The organism is Luteibacter sp. (assembly GCF_051958795.1).
GTDB lineage: Bacteria > Pseudomonadota > Gammaproteobacteria > Xanthomonadales > Rhodanobacteraceae > Luteibacter.
In genome coordinates, this window is record NZ_JBQCFT010000131.1 from 1 (window position 1) to 12955 (window position 12955).

Consider the following 12955-nt stretch of genomic DNA (forward strand, 5'->3'; position numbering starts at 1 on the left):
CCCCCCCCGCCCGCGGGGGGGGGGGGGGGGCGGGGTGGGGGGGGTTGGGGCCGCCCCCCCCCCCCCCCCCCCCCCCCCCCCGCTCCCACAGGACTTCGTCTCACGGCGCGGCCGGCGCATGCACGTGGTGCGCCCGCACCCCGATCCACGCCAGTGCCGCCACGGTCAAGGCGATGATGATGCAGCCGTAAAGGTTGATCGCGGTGAGCAGGCCGTAGTGCTGCGCGATCGCGCCCACGGCGATGGTCGGCACGCTGAAGGCCAGGTAGCTCTGGATATAGAAGGCGGCCATCAGCCGGCTGCGCTCGTGGGGTTCGGCCAGCGGCATGACGCTGCGCACGGCGCCAAGGAACGATGCGCCGAACCCCGCGCCGGCGATCACCGATGCACCGATCAGCAACGCGCCCGAACCCAGGCTGGCACCGGCGAGGACAAGCACCAGCCCACTGGCGAGCATGACCGCGCCGCGCTTCAGCGAGCGGATGGCCGGGTGGCGCAACCCCTGGAGCACCGCACCCGCGCCGCTCAGCATGAGCGCGGTCACCACGATCCCGCCGATCCACGGTGAGGTCGAGTGGGTGGTCTTAGCCACCAGGGATGGCATGAGCGACAGGTAGAAGCCACCGAGCATCCACAACGCGACGTTCAACGGCGTGACCGCCATGAGCGCGGGACGCGCACGCTCCGGCACCGCGACCTGCGGGCGCAGGCTGGCGAGGGCGCCGGGCCTGACGGACGCGGTCTCGGGCGCGGTCTTCGTGAGCACCAGCGCCAGCGCGAGCAGTCCGATGAGCACCACGTACACCGTGTGCAGCGGTGCCGGCGCCAGAACGACCAACGCCGTGCTGCCCAGTGCGCCTGCGCCCAGGCCGATCAACGGCGCGAGGCTGTTGATGGTGGCGCCATGCTGGCGGTCGAGGTCCAGGATGGCCGCGGCCAGGGTGGCCATGCCCACGCCGGTGGCGATGCCCTGCAGGGTGCGCGCCACGATCAGCCATGCCGGGCTATCGGCATGGAGGAAAACAAGCATCGCGACGATGTCGAGCGCGATCGCCGCCGCGATCACCGGCCGGCGCCCGAGGTGGTCGGACAACCGGCCGCCGAAGAGCAGGGCGGCCAGTAGCGCGAACGCATACACCGCGAAGATCACCGTGAGCAGGGTCGGCGTGAAATGCCAGGCCGCCTGGTAGAGCCGGTACAGCGGCGTTGGCGCCGTGGAGGCGGCGATGAAGCTGATGAGGGTGAACGTGTGGACGGCCATCGGCCGCCGGACAGCGGGGGCATTCATGGGGAGTGCCTAAAGGCAAAGATTGAGCGTTAGTCTACGCCGAACCACCTCTAAAGCGACTATTTAGCGTTTAGGAGTATGCTAGGCAGCCATGAATGCCATTCCACCCTCGCTTCCCCGCGCCACCGGCCCACGCCCGGGCGGTCGCAGCGCGCGCGTGCAGGCCGCTATCCATCAGGCGGTCCGCGAGTTGCTGGCCGAAGGCCCGCGTGAGTCCCTGACCGTGCCGGCCGTCGCGACGCGCGCTGGTGTCACGCCGTCGACGATCTATCGCCGTTGGGGCGACCTATCGCAGTTGCTGGCCGATGTGGCCGTTGAGCAGCTGCGCCCCGAGGGCGAGCCGGCGGATACCGGGAGCTACCGTGGCGACCTGGCCAGCTGGCTGGAGCAGTACCGCGACGAGATGTCTTCGGGCCCCGGCCGGACGATGCTGCGCGACGTGTTGGGTGCGCCGCGCGCGGAGAACACGGGCAAGTGCCTGCTGTACTGCACGACCCAGATCGACCTGATCCACGCCCGCGCGCTGGGTCGCGGGGAGAGCCCGCTGCCGACCGCCGTGATCATCGACGGCATCGTCGCGCCGATGATGTACCACCTGCTCTTCGCCGCCCGCACGCCCACGCCCGACGATGTAGTTGGCTGGCTCGACGAGCTGCTGGCCAGGCATCCCAGAGGGTGATTTTTCGGCCCTTTACCTGCCGAGACAGCCATTCAAAAAGGTGAACGTTTTGCAAAGATGCGTGCTGCACCGCAAAAGTCTAGGCAAGACCACCCAACAATCTGAATAATCGCAACTTTTTTCGTCACCACCCCAAGTGGTATTGCACGTAATAACGTTTACTCGTGCAGTGCAACAACCCCTTGATTTAACAAGCTTTACACGGCTGGTGAAAACGTTTACGTTCCGCGCCGTCGAACCCCGGGGGTCGGGGCGCAGGGCGAAGACCACGTGAGTGTGACGATCAAAGACGTCGCGAGGATGGCCAATGTGTCGGTGGCATCCGTGTCGCGCGCACTGAATGGCCATGGCGGTGTGACCGCTGAAACCCAGAAGCGGATTCGCGAAGTCGCCGCGCGCCTGCGCTACGTGCCGCACAGCGCGGCGCGCAGCCTGATCACCCGCCGTACCCAGACCATTGGCGCGCTGCTGCCCGACCTGCACGGCGCGTTCTTCTCCGAGCTGATCCGCGGTATCGATCTCGCCGCGCGCGCTCGCGGCCTCTACCTCCTGGTATCCAGCTCGCACGGTGATGCCACCGAGGCGGCCATCGCGCTGCGCGCCATGCAGGGTCGCGTCGATGGCCTGCTGGTGATGTCACCGCATGCCGATGCGGCGTTCCTCGATGAGAACCTGCCGATCGTCCTCCCCACCGTACTGATCAACAGCCATGTGCGCTCCGAGCGCCATGCGGCGCTGGACGTCGACGACTTCGGCGGCGCGAAGGCCATGGTGGAGCACCTGCTTGGAAACGGCAGGAAACGCATCGCTTTCATCGCCGGCCCGGCCGTGAACCATGACGTGCAGGAGCGCCTGCGCGGTTACCTCGAAGGCCTCGCCGCGGCGGGCCTCGGCGAAAACGCCATCGTGCTGCAGGGCGATTTCACCGAGGAATCCGGCTACCGCAAAGCCCAGGAAGCGCTGGCGATGTCGCCGCGCCCCGATGCGATCTTCGCCGCGAACGACATGATGGCCTTTGGCGCGCTTTCGGCACTGGCCGAGGCAGGCGTGCGCACGCCCGAAGACATCGCCGTCACCGGCTTTGACGATATTCCGATGGCGCGATACGTATCGCCGCCGCTCACGACGGTGCGCGTGCGCATCGCGGAGCTTGGGGAGGCCGCGCTGGAGCGCCTGGCGGGAATGATCGAAGCACCTGATGACGCCGTGCCAGAGCCGCGCGCCGTGATCGGTACCGAACTCGTCGTACGCGCCTCCTGTGGCGCCAGCGACAAGGCAAGCCGACGAGCGAACTGATCTCGTCGGATGCATTACGCGGCTTGCCGGGCCGTGGCTGGAACCCAGGACGGCGTCATTGATGGATAGAGAAAACCATCCGGTCCGCATGCGGGACGGGCGGGGATACGGGGTAGATCGCCTTTGAAGAGGTGGCGACGACCACCGCGACACGACCGCAAGGTCGACCGTCGTATCCGTGCCCAGCCGGACCGGGTCACACACACAGAACAGGATTGGGAGAGAGGGGTACCATGAACGCTTCGAAGCACATGAAGAAGAAGCTGCTGTGCGGCATCATCGCCGCCAGCATCACCGCGGTCGTTGCACCGACCGCGACAATGGCGCAGACCGTCACCGCGACGCTGAAGGGCAAGGCCACGCCGGGCGCGCAGGTCACCGCGTTCAACCCGCAGACCGGCCTCACCCGCAAGGCCACCGCCGGCGCTGACGGTAACTACATCATCAACGGTCTGCCGCCCGCCTCGTACCAGGTGGATGCCGGCCCCGGTACTCAGCAGAACGTCACGCTGACCGTCGCTTCGACCGCGACGCTGAACCTCGCTGCCTCGTCGGCAGCACCGGCCGCCAACGCAGCCAACGCAACCGCGATGGAAGGCATGACGGTGAGCGCCTCGACGCTGACCGAAGTGAAGACCCCGGAAGTGGCGAAGACCATCTCGCTGCGCCAGATCCAGACGATCCCGCAGGTCTCGCGCAACTTCCTCGAGTTCGCCGATACCGTGCCGGGCATGGTCTTCAGCGTGGATGCGCAGGGCCACACCTCGCTGCGTGGCGGCGCTCAGAACGATAGCTCGGTCAATGTCTTCATCGACGGCGTCGGCCAGAAGAGCTACGTGAAGCAGGGCGGTGTGTCGGGCCAGGTGAACAGCCAGGGCAACCCGTTCCCGCAGCTCGCCATCGGCGAGTACAAGGTCATCACCTCGAACTACAAGGCCGAGTACGACCAGGTCTCGTCGGCCGCGATCACCGCTGAAACGAAGTCGGGCACGAACGAGTTCCACGGTGAGGTGTTCGACACCTATACCTCGGACAAGTACCGCAGCCGCACGCCGTCGGAAGAAGATGGCGACAAGGCGCGTTCGTTCGAGAAGGAATACGGCTTCGCGCTGGGCGGTCCGATCATCAAGGACCAGATGCACTTCTTCGTCACCTTCGAGCAGAAGAAGTTCGATACGCCAATCACGGTGAGCCCGGGCTCCGATGCACCGGCCAGCGCCATCGGCCTGCTGCCGACGGCGGCGCAGAACGCGTTCGGTTCCGCCAGCCTGCCGTTCGATGAAAAGCTGTACTTCGGCAAGATCGACTGGGAATTCAGCGACCGCGACCGCATCGAGATCAGCACCCAGGTTCGTCGCGAAACGCAGGCCGACAACATCGGCCAGGGCCAGTCGGTCTCGCAGTCCATCTTCACCGAGAACCACGATACCCGCGGCACCTTCCGCTGGCAGCACAGCGGTGACTGGTACTTCAATGAGTTCAAGGCCTCGTACGAGAACTCGTCGAACGACCCGCTGCCGGTGAACTACGCCAACGGCTACAACTACACCTACAAGCCCGCCAACGATGCCGCGATCATCGGTATCGGCGCCGCTTCGCCGCTGGCCACGCAGATCAAGGGCCAGGAAGGTCCGATGATCTCGGATGACTTCACCTTCAACGACCTGACCTGGCACGGCGACCACGTGCTGAAGATGGGCTGGAAGTACAAGGAAGTGACCCTGCACGCCCAGGACGCGCAGGACACGAATCCGCAGTACACCTACAGCGTGGACGACACGGGCACCGAAGCGATCCCGTACAAGATCCAGTTTTCGAACCCGGTGCCGGGCCTTAACCCGGTGTCGGAAACGAAGGACAAGCAGTACGGCGCATATATCCAGGACGACTGGTCGGTGAACGATCACCTCACCCTGAACCTCGGCGTGCGCTGGGACAAGGAAAAGACCCCGTCGTACCTCGATTGGGTGACGCCTCAGAGCGTGATCAACGGGTTCAACTCGCTGGATCCGGCTGCGCAGGCGCAGTTCCCCGGCCAGACGTACGCGCAGACCCTGGCGAAGGGTGGTATTGACTACAACAACTACATCAGCAACGGCAGCAACCGCCATGCGCAGAACCAGTGGGCCCCGCGCCTTGGTTTCTCGTATGACCTGTTCGCTGACGAAGAGCACGTGATCCACGGTGGTGCCGGCCGTTCGTACGACCGCAACCTCTACGATTACCTGCAGCTGGAACAGACCAAGTCGGCGCTGCCGTACCAGCAGATCAACATCAACACGGCCAGCCACCCCTGCGTGCCGGGCCAGAACAGCTGCTTCGCGTGGGATCCGGCGTTCCTCAATGGCCTGCCGGTACTGCAGGGTCTGGTGAGCGGTACGAACCTGGGCCAGGAAGTCGACATCCTCAACAACAACCTGCGCGCACCGTATTCGGACCAGTTCAGCATCGGCATGTCGAACAAGCTGGGCGACTGGAACACCGACGCGACTGTGACGCGCGTGCTCTCGTACGACGGCTTCGCCTTCACGCTCGGTAACCGTTACCCGGATGGCTCGTTCTTCCAGAACGGTGGCCAGCCCTGGAACAACGGCATCCCGGGCTTCGGCTCGATGATCCGCGGTGACAATGGCATCCGTACCGCGACCACGCAGGTGCTGCTGTCGGCCGACAAGCCGTACACCCGCGACTCGGGCTGGAGCGCGAACTTCTCGTACACGTACAGCCACGCCAAGCAGAACCGCGATATCAACGAGCACTACTCGTTCGATTACGGCTCGATCAAGGATTACCCGTTCATCACGTCGAATGCGGCGGCCAAGCACCGCTTCGTCGCCACCGGTTCGCTCGATGGTCCGTGGGGCTTCACCTTCTCCGGCAAGCTGATCGTCGCGACCCCGCTGCCGTGGAACGGCTTCGAGAGCTGCGGCGCCGGGTGCTACTACTCGCGTGGCGAGTCGTCCCGGCCGATCGCTGGTGTACCGGCAGCATCGAAGTTCCTGGTGGGCGGCAAGATCTGGGGCTACCGCGAGATCGACCTGCAGGCCACGAAGGACTTCGTGATCGATGCGAACGACCAGACCAAGTTCTACGTCCGGATCGACCTGCTCAACGTGTTCAACTGGAAGAACTTCGCGGACTACACCTCCAACTCCGGTGCCGGCGCGGTTGGCGCTCCGGTCGTCTACAACAAGCAGGGCAACATCACGGGTGTGCCCCGCACGGCGAAGATCACCGCGGGCTTCAAGTTCTAAACGCGCATGTTGTATGGGTACACCTGGCTTGCATGACCGGGTGTACCTCCTTAGCGCCCGCGAGTCTCCCCGCGGGCGCCTTTCTATTCCTGGCTTGATGGTTCACGCGCATGGGCAACGGCACCATGGATATCGTTATCGTCGGTGGCGGCACGGCCGGCTGGATGGCAGCATCGGCGTTCGCCCGCACCATGAACCGCCAGGCTCGCATCCGTCTCGTCGAATCCGAAGAGATCGGCATCGTCGGGGTCGGCGAAGCCACCGTCCCGCACATCAAGGCGTTCAACCAGCTGCTCGGCCTCAACGAGGCGCAGTTCGTCGCCCGCACGCAAGGCACGTTCAAGCTCGGCATCGAGTTCCGCGACTGGCTCCGCGTGGGCGACAGCTATGTCCACGGCTTCGGCACGATGGGCCACGACGTCGGCCTGCTGCCGTTCCACCAGTACTGGATCAAGGCCCGGTTGATGGGCAAGGCCGGGGACCTGCTCGACTATTCGGTCAACACGGTCGCCGCCATGCGTGGCAAGTTCATGCCGGCGCCGACCGATGTGCCTGCGAACAACCCGCTGAGCAGCATCGCCTACGCTTATCACTTCGATGCCGCGCTTTATGCCCGGTTCCTGCGCCAGTTCGCTGAAGAGCGCGGGATCCAGCGCATCGAAGGCAAGGTGCGCGAAGTCGAAACGAATCCGGAGAACGGTCACGTCAGCGCAGTGCGCCTGGAGAGCGGCGAACGCATCTCCGGCGATCTGTTCATCGACTGCACCGGCTTCCGTGGGCTGCTCATCGAAGGCACGTGCAAGTCCGGTTATGAAGACTGGAGCCAGTGGCTCCCGTGCGACCGGGCCGTGGCCGTGCCCTGTGCGAAGGTGGGCCCGCCGACGCCGTACACGCGTTGCACCGCGCGTGGCGCCGGCTGGCAGTGGCGCATCCCGCTGCAGCACCGCACCGGCAACGGCTATGTTTACTCCAGCCAGTACATCAGCGACGACGAGGCCGCGGCGACCGTACTGGCGAACCTCGACGGTCCCGCGCTGGCGGATCCCAAGCCGCTGCGTTTCGTGACCGGCGTGCGGCGCAAGCCGTGGATCGGCAACGTCGTGTCGCTGGGCCTCGCCAGTGGCTTCATGGAGCCGCTGGAATCGACATCGATCCACATGATCCAGTCGGGTATTTCGCGCCTGCTCCAGCTGCTGCCGGCGAGCGGCGATATCGACCCCGTGCTGGTCGACCGCTACAACGAGCAGGCGCGCTTCGAGGCCGAGCGCATCCGTGATTTCCTCGTCCTGCATTACAAGGCCACCGAGCGCGACGACACGCCGTTCTGGAACCATTGCCGGACGATGCCGATCCCGGCATCGCTGCAGGCAAATATCGATCTGTTCCGGCACAGCGGTCGCTTCTTCCGCAACGCCGAGGAAATGTTCGCCGTGGTCAGCTGGGTCCAGGTGATGATCGGCCAGGGCATCATGCCGAGCGGCTATCACCCACTGGTCGACCAGATGCCGGAAGAAGACCTCGTTCGCTTCATGGCCAGCGTCCGCGAGGTGGTCTCGAAGAACGTGGACCTGATGCCCGCCCACGAGCAGTTCATCGCCCGCGAATGCCCGGCACCGCAGGTCACCGCATGACCACGGCTTTAGCCATGGACAGCGGGGGTGGCGCCCCGTATGGTTTTGGCATCGACCAGGGCCCTTCGGGGCCTTATTCGGGCCTCGCGACGTAAACGTTTACACCGCCACCGTCCCCACGCTGGCCGCTGTAGCCTCAACCGATCCAGGGAACACCCCCATGAAAGCCTCCACGACGAAGCGCCTCACCCTCGCCCTTGCCGCCCTGATGGCCTGCGCCGCCCCCCTGGCCATGGCCCGCGAGACCCCGAAGGCCGCCACCAAGGCGAAGCCGGCCGCTACCGCGCCGCGCCTCGAGAAGGACCTGCACCCGGTCCCGCCGATGATCGCCGACCTGGAGAAGCGCACCTTCCAGTGGTTCTGGGACAGCGCGAACCCTGAGAACGGGCTGATCCCCGACCACTACCCGACCGACTCCTTCGCCTCGATCGCCTCGGTGGGCTTCGGCCTCACCGCCTATGGCGTCGGCGTGGAGCGCGGTTACATCACCCGCGAGCAGGCGATCGACCGCACGCTGGCGACGCTGAAGTTCTTCAACGAGTCGGCGCAGAACGATTCCGAGGACGACGCCACCGGCTTCCACGGCTTCTACTACCACTTCCTCGACATGAAGACCGGCAAGCGCTTCGCGCGCTGGGTGGAAGTGTCGTCGGTGGATACCACGCTGCTGCTGGGCGGCGTGCTGTTCTCGCAGAGCTACTTCGACCACGACACGCCGAAGGAAAAGGAAATCCGCGACCTGGCCGACCAGATCTACCGCCGCGTGGACTGGACCTGGTTGCAGCACAATGCGCCGCTGATCAGCATGGGCTGGACGCCGGGCGGCAAGATGATTCCGCACGACTGGGCCGGTTATAACGAAGGCATGCTCGTTTACATCCTGGCGCTGGGTTCGCCGACCCACCCGGTGGGCGACGATGCGTGGGCTGCCTGGACGAAGACGTACGACAGGACCTGGGGTGAGTTCCACGGCCAGACCTTCCTCAACTTCGCGCCGTTGTTCGGCCACCAGTTCACCCACACCTGGGTCGATTTCCGCGGCATCAAGGATGCGTGGAACCGCGAGAAGGGCCTGGATTACTTCGAGAACAGCCGCCGCGCCACGTACTCGCAGCAGGCCTATGCCGTCGCCAACCCGGGCGGCTGGAAGGGCTATGGGAAGAACATCTGGGGCCTCTCCGCATCGAACGGCCCCGGCGGCCTGATCATCAAGCAGGGTGACAAGGAGCGCACGTTCCAGGGCTATACCGCCCGTGGCGCCGGCCTCGATTACATCTCCGATGACGGCACGATCGCTCCGATGGCGGCCGGTGGCTCCATCGCCTTCGCGCCCGAGATCGTCATCCCCGCTCTTGAGGAGATGAAGAAGAAGTACGGCCAGTACATCTACACCAAGTACGGCTTCGTCGACGCGTTCAACCAGAGCTTCGATACGCACACCGACCTGCGCACCGGCCAGCTGGTGCCGGGCTTCGGCTGGGCCGATACCGTGCACCTCGGCATCGACCAGGGTCCGATCGTGCTGATGATCGAGAACTACCGCAGCGAGTTCATCTGGAACGTGATGAAGAAGAACCCGTACATCCGCAAGGGCCTGCAGCGCGCCGGCTTCACCGGTGGCTGGCTGGATGCCGAGACGGCTTCCGCCCTGTGGTGATGCGCGCCGCCCGCCTTGGCCTCGTCGCTGCGCTGGTGTTCGCCAGCGCGGCGCTGTCGTCGTGCGCGAAGGAAGAGGCGGGCACGCGTACGCTGGAGTTCTGGACGATCGGCCGTGAAGGCGAGGCCGTGCTCAAGCTGCTGCCTGAGTTCGAACGCGAGCATCCCGGCCTGCATGTGTCGGTACAGCAGTTGCCGCTGACGGCTGCGCACCAGAAGCTGCTCACGGCGTATGCAGGCGATTCCACGCCGGATATCACCCAGCTCGGCAACACGTGGATCCCGGAGATGGTGGCGCTGGATGCGCTCGAACCGCTCGATGCGCGCGTCGCTGCGTCGAAGGTGGTCGACAAGGCCGATTACTTCCCCGCGATCTGGTCGACCAACGTGATCGACGGTACGTTGTACGGCGTGCCCTGGTATGTCGATACCCGCCTGCTGTTCTACCGCAAGGACCTGCTGGCGAAAGTCGGCTACGACCACCCGCCGCGTGACTGGGCGGAGTGGCAGGCGATGATGGTGAAGCTGGCCCAGCCGAAGGGCAAGACGTTCGGCGTGCTGCTGCCGACCAACGAGTTCGAGCAGCTGCTTGCGTTCGCGCTGCAGCAGCCCGACCCGCTGCTGCGCGATGGCGGCCGCTACGGCAACTTCCAGAGCCCGGGCTTCAAGAAGGCGCTCGCCTTTTATGTCTCGCTGTTCAAGGAACAACAAGCGCCGATGATGACCAATGTCGGCATCGGTAACCCGTGGGCCGCGTTTAGCCAGGGCTTCTATGCCTTCTACTTCTCCGGCCCGTGGAATATCGGCGAGTTCCGCAAGCGCCTGCCGCCGGAGCAGCAGGGCGACTGGGGCACCGCGCCGTTGCCGGGCCCGGATGGCCCTGGCGCATCGAACGCCGGTGGATCCAGCCTGGTGATCTACCGCAAATCGAAGCACAAGGAGGATGCGTGGGCGCTCATCGAGTTCCTGTCGCGTCCCGAGATCCAGGAGCGCTTCTACCAGATCCTCGGCGACATGCCCCCGCGCCGCACGTCGTGGCAGGCCGCTGCGCTGCGCGACGATGACAAGGCCGCGGCGTTCCGCGACCAGCTCGAGCGCGTGAAGGCGACGCCGCCGGTGGCGGAGTGGGAACGCATCGTCACGGAGATGCAGCTCGTCGCGGCCCAGGCCGCGCATGGCGATCTCACGATCGACCAGGCGGCGGCGGAGATCGACCGCCGCGCTGATCGCCTCCTCGAGAAGCGCCGCTGGATGCTCGACCACGGCCACAAGGCAACGCCATGAACACGACCACCCGCGCCGCCTGGCTCTTCATCACGCCCGCGATGATCATCCTCGGGCTGTTCTTCCTGCTGCCGGTCGTCGCGGCGCTGGTGCTGTCGGTCACGGATTTCGACCTGTATGCACTGGCCGATATCCGCAACCTGCGCTTCGTTGCGCTGGAGAATTACTGGACCCTGCTGCAGCGGCCGCTGTTCTGGTCGGCGCTGGGCCACACCGTGTACTTCGTGGTGGTAGGCGTCCCGCTTTCGCTGATGGCGTCGCTTGGCGCGGCCATGCTGCTGAATTCGCCGCTGGCACGGTTCAAGCCGTTCTTCCGTACGGCGTTGTTTGCGCCGGTGGTGACCACGGTCGTCGCCGTCGCGGTGATCTGGCGTTATCTCTTCAACACCAAGTACGGCCTGATCAACTACGTGCTCGACTCGATGCACATGCCGACGGTGGACTGGCTGGGCGACCCGCACTGGGCGATGCCGACGATCATCCTGTTCGCGGTGTGGAAGAACTTCGGCTACAACATGATCATCTTCATGGCCGGCCTGCAGGCCATTCCGGCCGATCTGTACGAGGCCGCCCGCATCGACGGCGCATCGCCCTGGGCGCAGTTCCGCCACATCACGCTGCCGATGCTCAAGCCGACCATGCTGATGGTGAGCATCCTCACCGTCTCGGGTTACTTCCAGCTGTTCGCCGAACCGTACGTGATGACCGAAGGCGGCCCGCTGCAGAGCACGACCTCGGTGCTCTACCTGATGTACGAAGAAGGCTTCAAGTGGTGGAACCTGGGCTCGGCTTCGGCCGTGGCGTTCATCCTGTTCGTCATCATGTTCGCGGTGACCGCCGCGATGCTTCGCCTGTCGAAGCGGGGAGAGCCGGCATGAGCCCGCGCGTTGCCAAGGCCATCATCAACGGCCTGTTGTTCGCCGCGGCGGCCATCGCGATCGCTCCGCTGCTGTACATGGTGTCGGTCTCATTCATGACCCCGGGCGAGGCAAGCGCCTTGCCGCCACCGGTGCTGCCCACGCATGCAACGCTGGCGAACTACCGGCAGCTGTTCATGAACGCGGGCATGGGCCGGTACCTGTTCAACAGCCTGCTGATCTCCACGTCGATCACCGTGGTGTCGCTGGCGTTCAACCTGATGGCGGGCTACGCGTTCGCCAAGCTGGAATTCCGCGGGCGCGCGCGGCTGTTCCAGGTATTGCTGGGCGCGCTGGTGATCCCGGCGCAGGTGGCCATGCTGCCGCTGTTCCTGCTGTTGAAGTACATGGGGCTCGTGAACACCTACGGCGCGGTGATCGTGCCGGCGCTGGCCACGATCTTCGGCGTGTTCCTCGTGCGCCAGTACGCCAGCGGGATCCCGGATGACCTGATGGAGGCTGCGCGCATCGACGGCGCGGGTGAGTTCCGGATTTTTGCGACGATCATCATGCCGCTGCTGAAGCCGATCATGGTGACGCTGGCGATCTTCACCTTCCTCGCCGCGTGGAACGATTTCATGTGGCCGCTGATCGCGCTGACCGGGCAGGAGCATTACACGCTTCCGATCGCACTGGCCTCGCTCTCCCGCGAGCACGTGCAGGATAGCGAACTGATGATGGCCGGCTCGGTCGTCACGATCCTGCCGGTGCTCGTGCTGTTCCTCGCGCTGCAGCGCTACTACCTCGAAGGCCTGCTCCTGGGCAGCGTCAAAGGCTAACCCCCATGAGTGCGACGAGCCATTGTAGGAGCGGGGGGGGGGGGGGGGGGGGGGGGCGGCGCGCCCCGCCCCCCCCCCCCCCCGGCCCGCGGCACGCGGGCGCCGGCCCCCGCCCCCCCCCCCCCCGACGCCCCGCCGCGGGGCGGGGGGGGCGGGAGGGACGCGCGCCGC

The 12955-nt window shown here is 65.5% G+C and carries 9 protein-coding genes; 8 read left to right on the forward strand and 1 reads right to left on the reverse strand.

All coding sequences use genetic code 11. The features are described 5' to 3' along the window. Positions 1-100 precede the first annotated feature (100 nt). The gene (locus ACTHLF_RS07350) at positions 101-1288 is read right to left on the reverse strand and encodes an MFS transporter (protein WP_440326175.1); all 1188 of its coding nucleotides are present in this window, start codon (positions 1286-1288) and stop codon (positions 101-103) included. 91 nt (positions 1289-1379) lie between these two features. Here ACTHLF_RS07350 and ACTHLF_RS07355 point away from each other — a divergent pair, with 91 nt between their 5' ends. The 8 genes from ACTHLF_RS07355 (at position 1380) to ACTHLF_RS07390 (ending at position 12784) form a co-directional block, all read left to right on the forward strand. Next, positions 1380-1967, forward strand: coding sequence for a TetR/AcrR family transcriptional regulator (locus ACTHLF_RS07355; RefSeq protein ID WP_440326177.1), 588 nt, complete (start codon positions 1380-1382; stop codon positions 1965-1967). A 300-nt stretch (positions 1968-2267) separates the two neighbouring features. Then, a complete protein-coding gene (locus ACTHLF_RS07360; protein ID WP_440326187.1) occupies positions 2268-3263 on the forward strand; it encodes a LacI family DNA-binding transcriptional regulator in 996 nt (331 codons plus the stop codon). Positions 3264-3496: 233 nt separating this feature from the next. Beyond that, positions 3497-6517, forward strand: coding sequence for a TonB-dependent receptor (locus tag ACTHLF_RS07365; protein WP_440326178.1), 3021 nt, complete (start codon positions 3497-3499; stop codon positions 6515-6517). 110 nt (positions 6518-6627) lie between these two features. Next, complete coding sequence (locus ACTHLF_RS07370; protein WP_440326180.1) at positions 6628-8148, forward strand: tryptophan halogenase family protein; 1521 nt, start codon at positions 6628-6630, stop codon at positions 8146-8148. Positions 8149-8308: 160 nt separating this feature from the next. Beyond that, positions 8309-9805, forward strand: a complete 1497-nt coding sequence (locus ACTHLF_RS07375; RefSeq protein WP_440326181.1) for a glucoamylase family protein — start codon at positions 8309-8311, stop codon at positions 9803-9805. Next, positions 9805-11088 (forward strand): sugar ABC transporter substrate-binding protein, encoded by a 1284-nt coding sequence (locus tag ACTHLF_RS07380; protein ID WP_440326182.1) that lies wholly within the window; start codon positions 9805-9807, stop codon positions 11086-11088. Before ACTHLF_RS07375 ends, ACTHLF_RS07380 begins: the two co-directional genes overlap by 1 nt. Beyond that, positions 11085-11966: a carbohydrate ABC transporter permease gene (locus ACTHLF_RS07385; RefSeq protein ID WP_440326184.1), complete on the forward strand. Its 882-nt coding sequence runs from the start codon at positions 11085-11087 to the stop codon at positions 11964-11966. Before ACTHLF_RS07380 ends, ACTHLF_RS07385 begins: the two co-directional genes overlap by 4 nt. After that, on the forward strand, positions 11963-12784 hold the full coding sequence (locus tag ACTHLF_RS07390) for a carbohydrate ABC transporter permease (protein WP_440326186.1): 822 nt from the start codon (positions 11963-11965) through the stop codon (positions 12782-12784). Before ACTHLF_RS07385 ends, ACTHLF_RS07390 begins: the two co-directional genes overlap by 4 nt. Positions 12785-12955 lie beyond the last annotated feature (171 nt).